Origin of the sequence: Amycolatopsis rubida (assembly GCF_900115345.1) — a bacterium.
GTDB classification, from domain to species: domain Bacteria; phylum Actinomycetota; class Actinomycetes; order Mycobacteriales; family Pseudonocardiaceae; genus Amycolatopsis; species Amycolatopsis rubida.
In genome coordinates, this window is record NZ_FOWC01000014.1 from 1 (window position 1) to 17,724 (window position 17,724).

14 protein-coding genes are annotated in these 17,724 nt (G+C 70.1%); 8 read left to right on the top strand and 6 right to left on the bottom strand.

The window, feature by feature from the left end:
* The first annotated feature begins 703 nt into the window (after nt 1–703).
* The 5 genes from BM362_RS36175 to BM362_RS36195 all read left to right on the top strand — a co-directional run bounded on the left by BM362_RS36175 (nt 704) and on the right by BM362_RS36195 (nt 5,121).
* Complete coding sequence (locus BM362_RS36175; protein WP_093576208.1) at nt 704–1,096, top strand: YciI family protein; 393 nt, start codon at nt 704–706, stop codon at nt 1,094–1,096.
* 52 nt (nt 1,097–1,148) lie between these two features.
* Nucleotides 1,149–2,366, top strand: a complete 1,218-nt coding sequence (locus BM362_RS36180; protein ID WP_093576209.1) for an RNA polymerase sigma factor — start codon at nt 1,149–1,151, stop codon at nt 2,364–2,366.
* Nucleotides 2,359–3,477 carry an epoxide hydrolase family protein gene (locus BM362_RS36185; protein ID WP_093576210.1) on the top strand — a complete coding sequence of 373 codons (1,119 nt, stop codon included), beginning with the start codon at nt 2,359–2,361 and terminating at the stop codon, nt 3,475–3,477. The genes BM362_RS36180 and BM362_RS36185 overlap by 8 nt, the downstream gene beginning before the upstream one ends.
* Nucleotides 3,478–3,544: 67 nt before the next feature.
* Nucleotides 3,545–4,360 (top strand): alpha/beta fold hydrolase, encoded by an 816-nt coding sequence (locus BM362_RS36190; protein ID WP_067582937.1) that lies wholly within the window; start codon nt 3,545–3,547, stop codon nt 4,358–4,360.
* Nucleotides 4,361–4,368: 8 nt separating this feature from the next.
* Complete coding sequence (locus BM362_RS36195) at nt 4,369–5,121, top strand: SDR family oxidoreductase (protein WP_067582934.1); 753 nt, start codon at nt 4,369–4,371, stop codon at nt 5,119–5,121.
* A 264-nt stretch (nt 5,122–5,385) separates the two neighbouring features.
* On the opposite strand, the gene BM362_RS36200 is transcribed toward BM362_RS36195, so the two are convergent.
* A complete protein-coding gene (locus BM362_RS36200) occupies nt 5,386–6,984 on the bottom strand; it encodes an IS1634 family transposase (protein WP_208865437.1) in 1,599 nt (532 codons plus the stop codon).
* A gap of 135 nt (nt 6,985–7,119) precedes the next feature.
* Here BM362_RS36200 and BM362_RS36205 point away from each other — a divergent pair, with 135 nt between their 5' ends.
* Entirely contained in the window at nt 7,120–9,717 is a 2,598-nt protein-coding gene (locus BM362_RS36205; RefSeq protein WP_167545566.1) for a bifunctional FO biosynthesis protein CofGH, read from the top strand.
* On the opposite strand, the gene BM362_RS36210 is transcribed toward BM362_RS36205, so the two are convergent.
* From BM362_RS36210 to BM362_RS36220, 3 genes are all read right to left on the bottom strand, one after another.
* Entirely contained in the window at nt 9,718–10,683 is a 966-nt protein-coding gene (locus BM362_RS36210) for a helix-turn-helix domain-containing protein (RefSeq protein ID WP_067582924.1), read from the bottom strand.
* 23 nt (nt 10,684–10,706) lie between these two features.
* Nucleotides 10,707–11,669, bottom strand: coding sequence for an alpha/beta hydrolase fold domain-containing protein (locus BM362_RS36215; protein WP_093576213.1), 963 nt, complete (start codon nt 11,667–11,669; stop codon nt 10,707–10,709).
* A 98-nt stretch (nt 11,670–11,767) separates the two neighbouring features.
* The gene (locus tag BM362_RS36220; RefSeq protein ID WP_067582918.1) at nt 11,768–12,829 is read right to left on the bottom strand and encodes an FAD-dependent oxidoreductase; all 1,062 of its coding nucleotides are present in this window, start codon (nt 12,827–12,829) and stop codon (nt 11,768–11,770) included.
* 117 nt (nt 12,830–12,946) lie between these two features.
* Between BM362_RS36220 and BM362_RS36225 the strand changes: the two genes are divergently transcribed.
* On the top strand, nt 12,947–13,930 hold the full coding sequence (locus BM362_RS36225; RefSeq protein WP_244287398.1) for a TetR/AcrR family transcriptional regulator C-terminal domain-containing protein: 984 nt from the start codon (nt 12,947–12,949) through the stop codon (nt 13,928–13,930).
* Here the strand turns inward: BM362_RS36225 and BM362_RS36230 are convergent.
* On the bottom strand, nt 13,920–15,251 hold the full coding sequence (locus BM362_RS36230; RefSeq protein ID WP_067582916.1) for an LVIVD repeat-containing protein: 1,332 nt from the start codon (nt 15,249–15,251) through the stop codon (nt 13,920–13,922). The two genes, BM362_RS36225 and BM362_RS36230, sit on opposite strands and share 11 nt — an antisense overlap.
* Before the next feature lie 100 nt (nt 15,252–15,351).
* On the opposite strand from BM362_RS36230, the gene BM362_RS36235 reads away from it, so the two are divergent.
* The gene (locus BM362_RS36235; RefSeq protein WP_093576214.1) at nt 15,352–16,818 is read left to right on the top strand and encodes a peptide ABC transporter substrate-binding protein; all 1,467 of its coding nucleotides are present in this window, start codon (nt 15,352–15,354) and stop codon (nt 16,816–16,818) included.
* On the opposite strand, the gene BM362_RS36240 is transcribed toward BM362_RS36235, so the two are convergent.
* Nucleotides 16,815–17,693: a LysR family transcriptional regulator gene (locus tag BM362_RS36240; RefSeq protein WP_093576215.1), complete on the bottom strand. Its 879-nt coding sequence runs from the start codon at nt 17,691–17,693 to the stop codon at nt 16,815–16,817. The two genes, BM362_RS36235 and BM362_RS36240, sit on opposite strands and share 4 nt — an antisense overlap.
* Nucleotides 17,694–17,724: the final 31 nt, after the last annotated feature.

Sequence of the window (17,724 nt, forward strand, 5' to 3'; positions counted from 1 at the left end):
GAAACCCCGACGAGGGGGTTTCACATATAAGCTCTACTGGCTTAGTTCACTAGCACACTGTTGAGTTCTCAAGCAACACACCCCGAACCACACCCGAACCCCCGCAAGGGCGAGCCTGACCGAAGCGATCATTCCTAGCAGTTTTTTGGTGGGACACCCACTCAATCACCCCAAAGGCGAGAGCTTGGTTCGTGTCCCGGCGGCCACCCGGTTTCCCTGGCGACTTGGAGAACATTACACGGCTCAAAACGGCCCTAAACAGGGGGGTCCCTTAATACGATCTTCGCAGGTCAACCGGCCGAACAGGCCCGCTGCGGCCGATCTGGCGGGCCGCGGTGCCGCGCGTCGACGGGCCGGAGCGCGGCGAATCCGGTGGCTTATCGGCTCGCGGATGCCGTAATGCGGAAGAACGGGCCCCGCGTTATCGGTGAATGCCGGAGTTACCGCCGTCGACGGCTGCCGGGTGAAGCGCCGAGCGGTTCGGGCGGAGAGCGGCTTGCCGGTGGACGTCGACGTGGCCGTGTGCAATGACGCCGGGGGCAGGACGGTTCGGAGGCATCATGAGCGCCAAGCCGGTCGCGACTGGCGAGTGACCCAGGTCACCGGAAACGATGTCCGGTCCGGGGCGGGCAGTTTCGTTCTTCCCCCGACTGGCCGCCGAGCGCCGGTCGCAAGAGCGGACCGAGCACAGAGGGAGCACCCGATGAAGTACCTGATCCTGGCGTACGGCAACCAGCAGGACTACGACCGCCTCAGCGGCAAGGACGGCGGAGCGGCCGCGCCGGAGGTGTCGGCGGTCGACGAGTTCCTCGCCGGGTTCACCGGAGCGCTGGCCGATTCGGGAGAGCTGGTCGAGACCCAAGGGCTCGCCGCGCCCGTGCTGGCCCGCCGCCTCCAGCTGCGGGACGGGGCTCCGGTCGTCACCGACGGGCCGTTCGGCGAGACCGAGGAGGTCATCGCCGGGTACTGGATGGTCGACTGCGCCGGTTTCGACCGGGCGACTGACATCGCGGCCGGACTGCTCAAGGCACCGGGGCGGTTGGCGGACGCCGGCGTCGTGGTCCGGCCGGTGATGGGCAGCGAAAGCGAACTCTGACCTAGGCCGGATGCGCCTGCCACAGGACTCAGACAGAACCAAGGCGGCAGAGATGACCGACCCCTCCGTCCCGGCCACGCTCGACGACACCCTGCGCACTCTCGCGCCGCAGGTACTGGGTGCGCTGGTCCGACGCTACGGGCGGTTCGACCCGGCCGAGGACGCGGTCCAGGAAGCCCTGCTCAAGGCTGCCCAGCAGTGGCCGGCAACCGGAGTTCCCGAGCGGCCCTTCGGCTGGCTGCTGCAGGTCGCGAGCCGGAAGCTGATCGACTTGCTCCGCGCTGACCAGGCAAGACGGGAGCGAGAGTTCCGGGCCGCACGCGAGGACGTCGGCGAGCGGACCGGGGACGACACCTTGATCCTGCTTCTGCTCTGCTGCCATCCGTCGTTGTCGGTGGCGTCGCAGATCGCGCTCACCTTGCGGGCCGTCGGCGGGCTCACGACGGCCGAGATCGCGCGGGCGTTCCTCACGTCCGAGGACTCGATGACCCGCCGGATCTCCCGGGCCAAGCGGACCGTCCAGGACAGCGGCGTGCCGTTCCGGATGCCGCCCGAAGAGGCGCGCGGCGAACGGCTCGAAGCCGTCCTGCATGTCCTGTACCTGATTTTCACCGAGGGGTACTCGGCGACGTCAGGACCGGATTTGCGCCGCGCTGACCTGGTCGCGGAGGCGATCCGGCTGGCCGAGACGACGGCCGCGTCGCTGCCGGACGACAGCGAGGCCGCGGGGCTGCTCGCGTTGATGTTGCTGACGGACGCGCGGTCGCCGGCACGGGCGACTGAGCAGGGCGAGCTGGTCCCGTTGCACGAGCAGGACCGGACTCAGTGGAAGGCCGGGTCGATCCGGCGCGGGGTGGAGCTGGTGACGGCGGCCTTGCCGCGCGGGCCGGTCGGGCCGTATCAGCTGCAGGCGGCGATCGCGGCGGTCCACGACGAGGCAGCCACTGCGGAGGAGACCGACTGGCGGCAGATCGCCGGGCTTTACCGGCTGCTGCTGAAGGTTTCGGCGAGTCCGGTCGCGAAGGTGAGCCACGCCGTCGCGGTCGGGATGGCGGACGGGCCAGCCGTGGGACTTGAACTGCTCGAAGCGCTGGACCACCGGGACCGGCGGTTTTATGCGGCGCGGGCACATCTTCTGGAAAAGGCGGGCGACCGCGAAGCGGCCCGGAGCGCGTACCGGCGCGCGGCCGGACTCGCCACCAACATCCGCCAGGTGCGGTATCTCAACGCCTGCGCCCGGCGGCTCTCCGAAGGAGCTCACCATGACTGACGAGATCCGGCCGTACCGGCTTGAGATCCCGGAAGCGGACCTGATCGATCTGCGGGAACGGCTTGACCGCACAAGGTGGGCGCCGGAGCCGGTCGGCGGCGACCAAGGGTACGGCGTCCGCACCGGCCGGGTGCGCGAACTGGCCGAGTACTGGCGGCACCGCTACGACTGGCGGGCTCTTGAGCGGCGGTTCGCTGAGTATCCGCAGTTCACGACCACGATCGACGGCAGCAACGTGCATTTCCTGCACGCCCGTTCGCCGGAGCCGGACGCGATCCCGTTGATCCTCAGCCACGGGTGGCCGGGCTCGGCGGCGGAGTATCTGGCCGCGGTCGGGCCGTTGAGCAATCCTCGCGCGCACGGGCTTGATCCGTCGATCGCGTTCGACGTCGTGCTGCCGTCGTTGCCGGGGTTCGGCTTTTCCGGGCCGGCGACCGACACCGGCTGGGGGCCGCGGCGGATCGCGCGGGCGTGGGCGGAGTTGATGCGCCGGCTCGGGTACGAGCGCTACGGGACCGCGGGCAACGACTGGGGCTCGGGGATCGCACCGGAGGTCGGGCGCGTAGCTCCGGACCAGGTGATCGGCGCGCACGTGACGCAGACCTGGGACCCGCCGCCGGACGACGATCCACAGTGGATTGCCGACCTGTCCGACAAGGACAAAGCCGCGTGGGACGCGTTCCACCGCTACCTCGCCGAAGAAGCGTCCTACGGCGTCGTCCAGGCGCAGCAGCCGCAGACCCTCGCGCACGCGTTGTCCGACTCCCCGGCCGGCCTGCTCGGCTGGAACGCGCAGGCGATGCACGACCACGGCCTCGACGCCGACGGGATCCTCGCCCACGTCACGATCCACTGGCTGACCGGCACCGCAGGTTCGGCGATCCGGATCTACGCCGAGGAAGCCCGGGAGACACCCGCCGAAGGCCGCAATCCGGTGCCGCTCGGGGTCGCGCAGTTCCCCGGCGACCTGCCGTCGATCCGCGTGTTCACCGAGCATCACCGGAACCTCGTGTCGTGGAACGAGTACGACCGCGGCGGCCATTACGCGGCGCAGGAGGTGCCGGAGTTGTGGGCGGGCGACGTCCGGCAGTTCTTCGCGAAGCTGCGCTAGAAAAACATTGCTCCGACTACATTGCACCTTATTGCACTGAAAACTCGCCCCGATTAGCGTCGGGGACATGCAGACAGTCCTTCTCCCCTCCGGCGCTCGGCTCGCCTACGACGACCTCGGACCGCGGCCGGAGCTCCCGGTGCTTCTCGTGCACGGGCACCCGTTCGACCGGTCCATGTGGGGTCCGCAGGCCGAGTACCTCTCCCGCAACGGGCACCGGGTCGTGGTGCCTGACCTGCGGGGATACGGAGAAAGCACCGGTCCGGCGGTCCGCGGGCTCGAAGACTTCGCCGAGGACCTCGCCGGACTGGCCGATCACCTCGGCATCGGCCGCTTCGTGCTGGGCGGGCTGTCGATGGGCGGGCAGATCGTGATGCAGACCGTCCGGGACTACCCGGAGCGCATTGCCGCGCTGCTGCTCGCCGACACGTTCGCCGAGCCCGAGACCGATGAAGGAAAGGTGACCCGCAACCAGGCCGCGGACCGGGTTCTCGCGGAAGGCATGACCGCGTACGCCGACGAGCTGTTGCCGAAAATGGTGTCGCCGGGCACTTTCCGCGAGAACCCCGAGGTGACTGAGCACGTCCAGAAGATGATGCGCAACGCACCGGCGACAGGTGCGGCAGCGGCGTTGCGAGCCCGGGCGAAGCGGCCGGACTACCGCGATTCCCTGAAGCAGGTCAGCGTGCCGACGCTGGTCGCGGTGGGCAGCGAGGACGAGTTCACTCCGGTCGCCGACGCGCAGCTGCTGCACCAGCTCGTAGGCAGCTCGGAGCTGGTGGTGCTCGACGGCGCGGGGCACCTGCCTAACCTGGAACGCGCGGCCGAGTTCAACGACGTGTTCGGCCGCTTCCTGGACCAGGACCACGCGGAAGAACGGTGACGCACTCCATGAAGACCGTATTGGTGACCGGCGCGAGCGCCGGGTTCGGTGCCGCGATCACGCGCCGGTTCGTCGCGGAGGGCGCGCGGGTCGTCGCCGCGGCCCGCAGCGGCGACCGGCTCAAGACGCTTGCGGACGAACTGGGCGACGCGGTGTACCCGCTGGTCCTCGACGTCCGCGACCCCGCAGCGGTCGCGGACGTCGTCGCGCAGCTGCCCGAGGAGTGGGCGAAGATCGACATCCTGGTCAACAACGCCGGCCTCGCGAAGGGTCTGGAACCCGCGCACGAGGCGAAGCTGGAAGACTGGGACCAGATGATCGAGACCAACGTGACCGGTCTCGTCCACCTCACCCGCGCGGTGCTGCCCGGAATGGTCGGACGCGGTGCCGGGCACGTGATCAACATCGGCTCCGTCGCAGGCAGCTACGCCTACCCCGGCGCGAACGTCTACGGCGCGACCAAGGCCTTCGTGCACCAGTTCAGCCTCAACCTGCGCTCCGACCTGCGCGGCACCGGCGTCCGCGTGACGAACGTCGAACCGGGTTTGGTGGGCGGCACCGAATTCTCCACCGTCCGCTTCGGCGGCGACCAGGCCAAAGCGAGCAACGTCTACGCCGGCACCACGCCACTGACCGCGGACGACGTCGCCGAGTCGGTCTTCTGGGCAAGCTCCCAGCCAACGCACGTGAACATCAACGTCATCGAACTGATGCCGGTCGTGCAGACCTTCTCCGCACTGAACATCGACCGCGAGCCCTGACCCACGTGCGTGAGGGGACCCTCCCGCACGCCCGCCCCGCCCGCCGGGATGCGCCCCGCCCCCACCGCCGCCGATGCACCCAACCATCGAGGCGCCCAGCCCCTCCCCCGCACCCCGATCCGAAGCCCCCCTGCGGTTCGGGGGTGCTTGTCAGGGCATCTTTCCCGCCTTGACAAGCACCCCCGAACCGTCAGCACAATCAACCTTCGGGGTGCCCCACGCAACCCCCAAAGGCGATGTCGCCCCCCAGGGCGACGAGCCGAATCACCCAGGAGCAAACCGCTCCAACCCGAACAACTCGAACAACGCCTGCTGCCTCGCCGTCCGGTCAGACAGAATCCGCCGCGTCCGCGGCCGCCCCCCAGTGGACCGATGCCGCAACACGGTCTCCCCGATCCCCCGCAGCTGATCCAGCAACTCGGCCACCGACAGGTTCATCCCAGCCCGGTCCGCCTCCCGCCGCATCACATGCGTGACTGTCGCAGCAAGCACCGACACCAACGCATGCACCGCGATCCGATGCGCACTCCACTCCCACCGAGGCGAAGGCCCCGTCACCGCGGACCCGGTCAGCCAGCGAAATGTCGAGTCGAGATAGGTCCGAGCCCGATAAGCGGTGACCACCTCGGCGACCGGCCAATCCCGATCCGTCACCAAAAGCTGTTTCCCGAAGAACTCCTCCGCCAACCGAGCGACCGCAGCCGCATCGACCCGCCGCTCCAGCCGAAGCTCCCCGGCACGACTCCCGGTGAGCGTCGTATTCAGCACCCGCTCCACCCGGCGGCCACGAATGATCCGGGACATCTCCGCGTGCACCTGAGTCCGGTCCCCACGATGAGTACCAGCGGCAAGTGCCGCGGCCAACCCGTCAAGCTCCCGCACCGTAGTGCTCAGTTCACTGGTGAACGCCCGGTACTGCGCCGCGTGCAGCGTCGCGGAATGGAGGAGGATGACGCGTCGGCGGGCACCGTCCACAGTCGCCACAGTGTCGAAGGCGGTCAGCCCGGCAAACCGCTCCGGATCCACCCGCCGCCGCACCGACGCCGGACGCGCGAGCAGCTCCGGATGGTCGGCCAGCGGAAGCGAGCCGACAAACCCGGTCCGCGCGCCGAGGTCGAGCTGCGCGGCCTGGCCGGAGTGGAAGACCAACGTGTGCCGCTGCCCCAGTTCGGCCGCCAGCGCGCCGAAGACCGGTGCGTTCTCCCTCCGATAAACCCGGGACGCCAGCGGAATCGCCCCATCCCGCGTGACAACCAGCCCCAGCCCGGCCAGCACGTCCTGGCAAGCCGACGGCGCCGTGCAATCCGCAGCGGTGAACGCGGCGAACTGCGCGACATCGACCGCCAGCGTCTCCGTCCCGTCATCGCCCAGAAGGTCCAGAACCGCCTCCGCCACAACAGTTTCCACCCGGGCGATCCGCTCCGGAGTAAGCCGCTGCAACGCCCGCCAATGACCAGCCGTCGTGATCGCTGCCTGAGGCGGCCGGGGCCGGACCAGATCCTGCGCGAGACAGCCGGTCCACCACTGCTCGAACTCCGTCTCCGGCGCGGTCGCCCGGTGCAGCACGGCAAGCGCGACATGGAGGCCAAGCGTCGGCCGGGCACGCTGCGGTCCGGCCACCGAGTCCACGCGCCGGACGAGGTCGAGCCGCTGCAGCGTCCCCCACACGGCGGAAACATCGCCGAACGACCGATGCCGCGCGCCAGCCGCTTCCGGACCGCCGCCTGCCATCGCCGCCGCGATGTCCTCGGCCGTCCCGAGGTACCGCTGGCCGACCACGCGCGGCTTGCCGTCGACGCGCGCGGACTCGGCGAGGTAGTAGTACGTCCGCCCGCCGATGCGCTTCCCGATCACTGACGCCATCCTTTAGGTAATACCGCCGTCATCCGTCGCCGACAAGCCCGCAACCTGCGCGAATGATCACCCTGGACCGCTCGCGCGCGGGGTGGCGGGCTAAGAGCTGGCTGGTCGCGGCGGCCGGGTCCTAGCGTGGCGGGAATGGAGCCCGAAGCTGGCGTGACCACGCCCACCCCGTCGGCCATGCGCCGTGCGCTCGCCCGGGCGCGAGACGGGAAGACGCTCGACGTCGCCGAGGCGGCCGTGCTGCTGCACGCTCGCGGCGACGACCTCAGGACTTTGTCCGACCACGCCTCCCGCATCCGCGACGCGGGCCTCGAAGAAGCCGGTCGCGCGGGGATCATCACCTACAGCCGCAAGGTGTTCATCCCGCTGACCCGGCTGTGCCGGGACCGGTGCGGCTACTGCACCTTCGTCACCGTCCCCGGCAGGCTCGAATCGCCGTTCCTGTCGCCGGACGAGGTCCTCGACATCGCCCGCAAGGGCGCCGAGATGGGCTGCAAGGAAGCCCTGTTCACCCTCGGCGACCGGCCGGAGGACCGCTGGAAGGCCGCACGCGAATGGCTGGACGCGCACGGCTACGACGACACGCTCTCCTATGTCCGCGCGATGGCGATCCGGGTGCTCGAAGAGACCGGCCTGCTGCCGCACCTCAACCCGGGCGTCCTGAGCTGGCAGGACTTCCAGCGGCTCAAGCCGGTCGCGCCGTCGATGGGCATGATGCTGGAGACCACCGCGCGCAGGCTGTGGAGCGAGAAGGGCGGGCCGCATTACGGTTCGCCGGACAAGGATCCCGAGGTCCGGCTTCGGGTGCTGGAGGACGCGGGCCGCAGCTCGGTGCCGTTCACCACCGGGGTGCTGATCGGGATCGGCGAGACGCACGAAGAACGCGCCGACGCGCTGTTCGCGATCCGCAAGACCGCGCGCGAGTACGGCGGCATCCAGGAAGTCATCGTGCAGAACTTCCGGGCCAAGCCGGACACGAAGATGCGCGCGACCCCGGACGCCGACCTCGAAGAACTGGCCGCGAACATCGCTGTGGCCCGGCTGGTGCTGGGTCCGCGGATGCGTATCCAGGCGCCGCCGAACCTCATCGGCGACCAGTACGACCTGATGATCCGCGCGGGCATCGACGACTGGGGCGGCGTTTCGCCGCTCACCCCGGACCACGTGAACCCGGAACGCGCGTGGCCGCAGATCGACCTGCTGGCACGGCAGACCGAGAAGGCCGGGTACGCGCTGCGCGAGCGGCTGACCATCTACCCGGAGTACGTGCGGCGCGGCCAGCCGTGGCTCGACCCGCGCGTCACACGGCACGTGGCGGCGCTGGTCGACGCGGAAACCGGGCTGGCCCGCGACGGCGCGATGCCGGTCGGGATCCCGTGGCAGGAGCCGGACGGCGGCTGGCAGGAATCCGGCCGCACCGATCTGCACACCGAGATCGACACCACCGGCCGCACCGAGGACCGGCGAGGCGACTTCGATTCGGTCTACGGCGACTGGAAAGAGATCGGCCGCAAGATCAAGACCGGTCCGCAGCGGTTCGACACCGACGTGCGGGATGCCTTGCGCAGTGCGGAAAAGGACCCCGCCGGGCTGTCCGACGACGCCGCGCTCGCCCTGCTGCACGCCGACGGGCCGGAGCTGGACGCGCTTACGAAACTGGCCGACGACCTGCGGCGCGAGGTCGTCGGGGACGACATCACCTTCGTCGTCACGCGGAACATCAACTTCACCAACGTCTGCTACACCGGCTGCCGGTTCTGCGCCTTCGCGCAGCGCAAGACCGACGCGGACGCGTACACGCTGTCGCTGGAGCAGGTCGGCGACCGGGTGGACGAGGCATGGGCCGCGGGCGCGACCGAGATCTGCATGCAGGGCGGGATCCACCCGGATCTGCCGGGCACCGCGTACTTCGACCTCGCGGCCGAGGTGAAGCGGCGGCAGCCGGAGATCCACCTGCACTCGTTCAGCCCGATGGAGGTCGTGAACGGAGCATCGCGGACGAATCTGTCCATTCGCGACTTCCTGATCCGGGCGAAGGAGTCCGGGGTGGACTCGCTGCCGGGCACCGCCGCGGAAATCCTCGACGACGACGTCCGGTGGGTGCTCACCAAGGGCAAGCTGCCGACGGACGCGTGGATCGAGGTGGTCACCACCGCGCACGACGTCGGGCTGCCGACCACGGCGACGATGATGTACGGCCACGTGGACAACCCGAGCCACTGGGTCGGGCACCTGAAACTGCTGGCCAAACTGCAGCGCGAAGGCGTGGAACGCAACGGGCGGCGCGGGTTCAGCGAGTTCGTGCTGCTGCCGTTCATCCACCAGAGCTCGCCGATCTATCTGGCCGGGCTCGCCCGCGCGGGCACGACGCTGCGCGAGAACCGGGCAGTGCACGCGCTGTCGCGGCTGCTGCTGCACGGCACGTTCGACAACATCCAGAGTTCCTGGGTGAAGCTCGGCGAGGAAGGCAGCCGGGCGGTGCTGCAGGGCGGCGTCAACGACATCGGCGGCACGCTGATGGAGGAGACGATCAGCCGGATGGCGGGCGCGGCGAACGGGTCGTACAAGACGATCAGCGACATGCGCGCGATGGTCGAGCCGCTCGGGCGTCCGCTGCGGCAGCGGACCACATCGTACGGGACGCCGACGGACGAGCGGATCGCCGCGGCGCAGGCGTCGGACGGGGTCGCGACGGCGGTGCGGAAGCCGTTGCTGCCGCTGCTCACGCCGTGATCAACCGGTGCGGTGCAGCCGCCACAGCGCGATAGCCAGCTGCAACCGCAACCGGCCCGCGGGATCGCGCACTGGCCAGCCGAGCAGGTGTTCGGCGTGGGCCAGGCGCTCCTGCAGGGTCGAATGGTGCACTACCAGCGTGTTCGCGGCGGCACGCAGACTCGGAGCGCCCGCGACGGCGACCAGCGTGGGCACTACCCACGGGGCCGCCGTGCGGGCGTGCTCCAGGCTCGCGACGTCCGCGACCGGTTCGGTGCGGGGTCCGACCGCATCGGCGAGCACGGCCAGTCCGCCGAGTTCGGCGTAGTCCACAACGGACGGTCCAGGATCGTCCTCGGCCGCGGTGAACCGGAAAGCCGTCCGGGCTTGTGCGCCGGACAACGGCAGGTCGGCCAAGTCCACCACGGTGCCAAGACCCGCCCGGGCGCGCCCCGACGGAGTCCACTGCGGAGGAACCACCAGCGGGACCCCGTCGGTCACGACAGCTCGCGCGGCGGAGCCGAGGCCGAGGCGATGCGCGGCGCGAAGCCGGGTTCGTTCGTCCGCCGACGCGTCGAGCACCACTTCCACAGACGCCGGATCGACGACCCGGCCGCGGGTGCGGTCCAGCACCGACCGAGCCGCGGCCGACGCGCGCTCCAGCACCATCGCGTCCACCGGGCTCGCCGGGCCGGGCCGTTCCAGCCACAGCGCGACCGGCCCGTCCGGACGGACCGGAGCCGACGGCCACTCCGGATCGGGCGGTTCGGCCGAAGGCACGACGCGTCCGTCCGGTTCGACGCGGACGCGCACCCGGCGTTCGTCGTCGGCCAGCCGCGCCGGGCAACCGGACAGCACCGCCGCCCCGCGCACGATCGGCTCCAGCCCGGCGCGGCCCTCGACCAGCCGGTCGAAGTAGGCGATGACCTTGACCGTCTCGGCCGCGCCGGGATCGAGCGCGCTCAGATGCGTGACCAGCTCCCTCATCGGTCCATCATCGCTCGCCCGGTTCAGCCGAGCAGCCGCCGCAGCCACGGCGTCCGCTCGGCGCGGGCCTGCTGCGACAGCGCCGCCTGCGGAGCCGAGCCGTCGAAGCCGTGGAAAGCGCCGGGCCAGACGTGCAGTTCCGCTTGCACTCCGGACAGCCACAGCCGGTTCGCGTAGGCGACGACCTCGTCGCGGAAGGTCTCGGTGCTGCCGACGTCGAGGAATGCGGGCGGGAGCCCGGACAGGTCCTCGGCGCGTGCGGGCGCGGCGTACGGCGACACGTCCGGGCCGCCGCGAGCGTCGCCGAGCAGCGCGGTCCAGCCGACGTTGTTCGCGGTGCGGTCCCAGCTGCCCAGTTCGGCCATCTGGATCGCCGACGGCGAATCGTTGCGGTCGTCGAGCATCGGGTACACGAGCAGCTGGCCGAGCAGTTCCGGTCCGCCGCGGTCCCGGGCGAGCAGCGCCGTCGCCGCCGCGAGCCCGCCGCCCGCGCTCGCCCCGCCGATCACGACGCGCGAGGCGTCGAAGCCGTGCTCGGCGGCGTGCTTGACCGTCCATTCCAGGCCGGCGTAGCAGTCCTCGACCGGAGCCGGATGCGGGTGTTCGGGCGCGACCCGGTAGTCGACGCAGACGAAGCCGAGGCCCAGTTCGGTCGCGTACTCCTTGAGGAAGTACAGGTCGCCGCCCTGGTGGCCGCCGATGATCATGCCGCCGCCGTGCAGCCAGTACAGCACCGGGACGTCGACCGCCCCGGCGGGCCGCGCGAGGATGAGCGGGATCGGGCCGCGCGGGCCTTCGGCGTCCGCTTCGGACACTTCGAGGGCTCCGTCGGCGGTGATCTCCTCCAGCGAGATCTGCCGCTTCGCCGCGGCCGCGCGCACCGCCGGGATCGATTCGAGCGTCTCGATCGGCGGACGCTCGGTTGCCAGCACCTCAAGCGCCGCGGCCAGCTCGGGGTCGAACGGGAGCGGTGGATACGCAGTCATCGCGGGGCCTCCAAGGACTCGGGTGCTGGCCCCATCCTCGCCGCCCGGGAGCCGGACCGGGCCAGCCGGGCGGCGGGAATCTCCCGCCAGGCGGCGGGTCAGCGGTCCAGGCTGATCGCGTTCTTCGCCCGCTCGACCGATTCCTCCGACGCGGGCCCCGCCGCGTTTTCCGTGGCCAGCGCCTGGTTCAGCTCGACGAACGGGCGCATCCGGGCCTCGTAGCCCGCCACGGATTCCGCCAGCACGTACGCGCCGGCCAAGGCGAGGCTCGTGCCCTGTCCCGACAGCACGGACGCGCAGTACCCGGCGTCGCCGACCAGCGCGACCCGGCCGGTCGTCCAGCGGTCGAGACGGATCTGGAGCATGGCGTCGAAGAAGAACGTCTCGGACTCCTCCATGGCTTTGACCAGGTCGGGCACCGGGCCGCCGACCTCGCTCAGGCGTTCCGCGACGAGCTTCTTCTGCTCCGCGACCTCCCGGATCTCGCGGTACTCCGGCTCGCCGAAACCGAGCGTCACCCGGATCTCCTCGTTGCCCGGCACCGGATAGACCGCGCCGCCGACGCCCTCGCCCTGGAACCAGATCTGCCAGTCTTCGAGGCCGACCGTGTTGGCCGCCGGGAAAATCGCCAGGTACTGGCCGAGATAGCGGCGGAACTGGTCCTCCGGGCCGAACGCGAGCCGCCGGACCGCCGAATGCGCGCCGTCCGCGCCCACGATCAGGTCGAACGTGCGGGGTTCGGCCTCGGCGAACTCGACCCGGCCGGACTCGGCGTCGAGCGCGGTGATCTCGTCGCCGAAGCGGAACTCGACGCCGGCGGCCTCGTGCAGCAGCTCGACCAGGTCGTCGCGGAGGATCTCGACGTCCTCGCTGTCGAGCCGGCCGCTGCTGTACGCGCGCTCCTCGGAACGGAACATTTCGTTGCCGGACGCGTCCAGCATCGACATCCCGCGCATCCGCGTGCGCTTCGCGCGGACCTGCTCGCCAATGCCCATCCGGTCGATGACCTCCAGCGCGACGCCGCGGACGTCGATCGCCTGACCTCCGCTGCGCAACCCCTCGGCGCGCTCCACGACCGTCACGTCATAGCCGCTGCGGCGCAGCCAGTAGGCCGACGCGCAACCCGCGACTCCCGCGCCGCAAACCAGCGCTTCAGGCATGTCCTCACCTCTCGGTACGGTGCATCATTACCCTGATGAACCTGCCGTGACCTGGACTCTGCTGCCAAAACTGACCTAGTACAGATGACCCGCTGACCTAGTACAGACAGGACCTCGATGCCGACCGAACCGCCGTACCTCCGCGTCGCCGCCGCGCTGCGCGAAGAGATCTCGCAGCTGCCGCCGGGCGCGAAGGTGCCTTCGACGCGTCAGCTGGCTTCGACGCATGGTGTCGCGAATGCCACCGCGGCCAAGGCGCTCGACGTGTTGCGCCGCGAAGGCGTGGTCCGCGCTGAACCGCGGTCAGGCCATGTCGTCGCTGGTCAGCAGGCGGAGGCTGAGTCGAAGCGTCCGGTGTTGACCCGGGATCGGTTGATACGTGCGGCAATCGCGATCGCCGACACGGAAGGCGTCGCGGCGCTGTCGATGCGCGGACTCGCCGCGCGGCTGGGCGTTCCGGCGATGGCGCCGTACCGCTATCTGTCCGGAAAGGACGAACTGATTTTCCTGATGGCGGACACTGTCTACGGCGAAACCGGTTACCCGGCGCGGGAACCGGAGGGGTGGCGGGCGCGGTTGGAGCTGGTGGCGCGCACGCTGTGGTCAGTGCACCGGCGGCATCCGTGGCTTGCCCATCTCGTCCCGCTCACCCGGCCCTGGCCGCTGCCGAACCTCGCGGCGCACAACGAACGCGCGCTGGCCGCGTTGTCGGTCTTCGGACTGAACGCGGCTGACCTGTGCGATTTGAATGTGCTGTGCTACAACCACATCCAGGGCACCGCGATCCATCTGGAACGCGAACGGCACGCGATGGGGGCGACCGGGATCACCGAGGATCAGTGGATGGAGACACAGGCGCGGGGGTATGCGGCGCTGACGGGGTCGGGACGGTATCCGGTGCTGGCGCGGATGGTGCGGGATCTTGCCGAGGGATACGACCTCGATCTGGACCATCTGTTCGAGATCGGGCTGCAGGCACTGCTGGACGGGCTGGCTGTCCGGTATCCGGTCGGCGGGGCGGTTTCCGGGCTGTACGGCTGCGTTGCGCCCGGTGGAACTGGCGGGCCAGCCTCCGCGAACTCGCCGGCCGCTAAGGAGTGAGCTTCAGAATGTCGATCCCCCGCTTGTTGTCCGCCACATACGCGTACCCGTCGTGCCAGTACGGTGCCCACGAAGCCGCGTCCGCCGGACGGAAGTACGCGATCTGCGTCGGGTTCGACGGGTCGCTCACGTCCAGGAATCGCGTGCCCTGCGCGTAAAACGACTGCACCAGCACGTGCCCGCGCAGGTCGAAGTAGTGCGCCGAGCAGTCGTCGGACACCGGGTCGCTGCCTTCCTGCCCGGCGACGCTCCAGGTGCCGATGCTGCGCATCCGGAACGGCTTCTCCGGCGTGGACCGCCAGCCTTCGCCCTGGTACGAGCCGTCCAGTGCCGAGATCGTCAGCACGCCGTCGCCCGCGCAGCCGGGGAGGAAGCTTTCCTCGGTGGCGTACACGAGGTCGTGCCCGCGCCAGGCGCCGTCGTCGCGGGGGCCGACCGGGTGGAAGCTGTTGTGCATGAACTTCGACGGTGCGGCGGTTTCCGACACTCCGCCGCCCGCGTACGGCACCGGGTTGAGCGCCGTGGCCCAGCGGTAGCGGTTCTGCACCGGGTCGCGGTGGAGGCCGGACGTCCAGTACCCGCGCACGCCACCCGCGCCGGACACCCACGCGACGCCCTTCTTGTCCACCTGAACGTCATGCACGTAATCGGTTTTGCCGTCATTGCGGGCGAGTTCGATCGGGTCCGGGTGCACCTTCGGGGCGCGCGGGTCGCGCACGTCGGTGACCCAGATCGGCCTGCCGCCCCAGTCCGCGGGCTGGTCGTCGGCCTTCGCCGGGCCGCCGGTCCAGAGGTAGCGGCAGCCCTCGACACAGCTGGTGGTGTGGCCGGCCGGGACCTTGACGTAGCTGAGGATCTCCGGTTTCTCCGGATGCGCCACGTCGACCACGTAGATGCCGGATTCGCCGGTGTGCGTGTTGCCCTTGAACGCGCGCGGGTCCCGGGAAAGGAACACGAGCTTGCGGTTCGCGTCGACCTCGGTGTCCTCGGTTTCCCACAGCCCGGGCAGGCTCAGCTCGCCGATCGCGCGCGGCTTGGCCGGATTGGCCGTGAGGTCGTACACCTTCAGGCCGAACTGGCCGGACACGACCATCACGTCGCGTGTGCCGTAGCTGAGGAAGTTCGCCGAAATGGCTCCTTGCGCGTCGGGCACGTTGCCGACCGGCCGCACGCCCTTGATCGCGCCCGGATCGCCGAGGCTGTGCTTCGCTTCGGTGACCGGCTTGTCGTCCTCGCAGGCCGCGGCGGGCAATCCGGTGGCGAGGAGGGTCGCCGCCGCGGTCGCGATCGCCAGTCCGGAGCGGATCCACCAACGGCGCACGCGAAACCTCCTGGAGACCCAGTGTGACGGGAGTACTTTATGGCGGTCCCTAACCGGACACAACCGCCTTTCGTTGCTTTCCACCTGGTAGTAAGACAGCATGCGATCGCGTCTGCTGGTCCCGCTCACGCTCGCCGCCGTCGTCGCGGCCGGTCTTCCCGGCTGTTCGTCCTCGGCCGAACCCGCTCAGCCCGGCGTCCTGTCGGTCGGCCTCGGCGAACCCGGCACGCTGCTGCCCGCCGACGTCACCGATCCGTCCGGGCGGCTCGTCACCGGCGCGTTGTGGACTCCGCTCGCCGATTACGATCCGGCCAGCGGAAAAGTCACCCCGCGCGCGGCCGAGTCGATCACCAGCGCGGACCGGGTGACCTGGACCGTCCGGCTGCGGCCCGGGAAATTCCACGACGGCACTCCGGTCACCGCGAAGTCCTATGTGGACACCTGGAAGGCGATCGCGGGCCACCACTGGGCCAGCACACCGGTGCTCACGAAGTCCCTGCGAGCCAAGGAAATAACCGCAGTCGACGCGAAGCAGCTGCGGATCGTGCTCGACCGGCCGTCGAATCAGGTGCCGGCCTGGCTGTCCGCGCCCGGGCTCGTGCCGCTGCCCGCGTCGGTGCTGAAATCGCGCGACTGGAACGGATTCGCCCGCCATCCGATCGGCAACGGCCCGCTGCGACTGGAGGGCGACTGGCAGTCCGGCTCCGGCGGCAAGCTCGTCCGGGTCGCGGCGGATCCGGGGCGGGCCAAGAAAATCGAGCTGCGCGTCGGCAACCCGGCGGAGCAGTACGACGAGGTCAAGGACGGCAAACTCGACGTCGCCACGTCCGTCCCGGGCGAGCGGCACGAGGCGATGCACGCCGATTTCGCCGACCGGCACACAATGTGGGCGCTCCCCCGCGCCGGCTACCTGGTGTTTTCCGCCGAGGCAACACGATTCGCCGATCCCACGGTGCGACACGCCTTCGCGCTCGGCACCGACCGTGCCGCGCTGGAGTCCGGCCCGCTCGCGCACCAGGCGGACGCGGCCAAGGGATTGCTGCCGCCCGCGGTCGCGCCCGGCGAGCGGTCCGGGAACTGCCGTCCCTGCACATTCGACGGTCCGGCCGCCAAATCCCTGCTGGAGCAAGCGGGATTCACCGGCGACGCGGCCGTCTACTACGACAGCTTCGACGGCACCTGGCCGCAAGCCTTGGCCGGGGGCCTGTCGAAGAGCCTGGGAATTCCGGTTACCGCACAGCGAAAAGCCATCGGCGGCAAGCCGAGCGGACCGGCCGCGCTGGAGGTCAAGGCCGTGTCGCCGAGCCCGGCCGACCTTCTCCACGCGCTCGCGGACGCCGCTGGTTACACCGATGCCGGGTTCGCCGCCGACCTCAATTCCGCCGAAACCACCGCGTCACCGGAGGAAGCCGCGCAGCTGTTCCGGATCGCGGAGAACGAGGCCTTGCGCGATCTTCCGGCCATTCCACTGTGGACGGGACACGGCCACGCCGTCTGGTCCGCCCGGGTCCACGACACCGTGACGACGCCGTTCGCCGGAATCGACCTGACGCGGCTGCGTGACTAAACCCGCGCGTGTCGCGCCAGCACTTCGCCGAACACCGCCGTCAACGGGTCCGGTTCGCTGCGGCCGTACGCGACCAGCTCGCGACGGATCGGCTTGCCCGGAAGCAAAATCCGGCCGATGAACTCCGCGGGCAGCACGTTCGCGGGAACCAGCGCGGGCCCCAATCCGGCGGCCGCGAGCAATGGTGCGGCCGCGGTCTGCTCCGTGCGTACCGCGGGCCGCGGACGGAATCCCGCTTCTGCGCAAGCAGCATCGAGAAGTTCGGCCAAGCCGTGGCCAGGCGCGTAGTGCACCCACGCGCAGTCGGCAAGCTCGGCCAGGTCGACAGTACCGTCCGAAGTGGACTCCGTAGCACCGTCGGCCGGGAGCACCACCACAAACTCCTCAGTACCCAGCGTCCGCACCGGGCCAGTCCACCCGGCCGGACGCGGACCGATCGCGAGGTCCGCTTCACCGGCCAGCATCGCGTCGCGCAGTTCGTCGGCGTGACGGTATTCGAAAAGCCGCACGTCGACGTCCGGCCGCTCGCGCCGCCACACCCGGAGCGCGGGTGGAAGCACGCCGAGACTCACTGAGTAGACGGTCGCGATCAGCAGCTCTCCAGCGACCTGGCCAGAAGCCTGCCGCGCGGCGCACCGGGCACGTTCGGCGTCGGCGAGCGCGGCGCGGGCGTGCGGCAGCATCGCGCGGCCCATCGGCGTGAGCCGGACTGAACGCGGCAGCCGCTCCAGCAACGGCCCGCCGACGCTGTGTTCCAGCGCCCGCATCTGATGCGACAGCGCGGGCTGCGTCACGTGCAACTGCTCGGCGGCCCGGGTGAACGAACCGGTGTCGACCACCGTGACCAGGTACTCAAGCTGCCGCAGGCTTGCCATAAATCCAGTTTATCGAAGCGGTGATAAGTAA

Bases quoted from the DNA above. Each gene is read 5' to 3' on its own strand.
- BM362_RS36175 (WP_093576208.1), top strand. From the start codon at position 704: ATGAAGTACCTGATCCTGGCGTACGGCAACCAGCAGGACTACGACCGC.
- BM362_RS36180 (WP_093576209.1), top strand. From the start codon at position 1,149: ATGACCGACCCCTCCGTCCCGGCCACGCTCGACGACACCCTGCGCACT.
- BM362_RS36185 (WP_093576210.1), top strand. From the start codon at position 2,359: ATGACTGACGAGATCCGGCCGTACCGGCTTGAGATCCCGGAAGCGGAC.
- BM362_RS36190 (WP_067582937.1), top strand. From the start codon at position 3,545: ATGCAGACAGTCCTTCTCCCCTCCGGCGCTCGGCTCGCCTACGACGAC.
- BM362_RS36195 (WP_067582934.1), top strand. From the start codon at position 4,369: ATGAAGACCGTATTGGTGACCGGCGCGAGCGCCGGGTTCGGTGCCGCG.
- BM362_RS36200 (WP_208865437.1), bottom strand. From the start codon at position 6,984: ATGGCGTCAGTGATCGGGAAGCGCATCGGCGGGCGGACGTACTACTAC.
- BM362_RS36205 (WP_167545566.1), top strand. From the start codon at position 7,120: ATGGAGCCCGAAGCTGGCGTGACCACGCCCACCCCGTCGGCCATGCGC.
- BM362_RS36210 (WP_067582924.1), bottom strand. From the start codon at position 10,683: ATGAGGGAGCTGGTCACGCATCTGAGCGCGCTCGATCCCGGCGCGGCC.
- BM362_RS36215 (WP_093576213.1), bottom strand. From the start codon at position 11,669: ATGACTGCGTATCCACCGCTCCCGTTCGACCCCGAGCTGGCCGCGGCG.
- BM362_RS36220 (WP_067582918.1), bottom strand. From the start codon at position 12,829: ATGCCTGAAGCGCTGGTTTGCGGCGCGGGAGTCGCGGGTTGCGCGTCG.
- BM362_RS36225 (WP_244287398.1), top strand. From the start codon at position 12,947: ATGCCGACCGAACCGCCGTACCTCCGCGTCGCCGCCGCGCTGCGCGAA.
- BM362_RS36235 (WP_093576214.1), top strand. From the start codon at position 15,352: ATGCGATCGCGTCTGCTGGTCCCGCTCACGCTCGCCGCCGTCGTCGCG.
- BM362_RS36240 (WP_093576215.1), bottom strand. From the start codon at position 17,693: ATGGCAAGCCTGCGGCAGCTTGAGTACCTGGTCACGGTGGTCGACACC.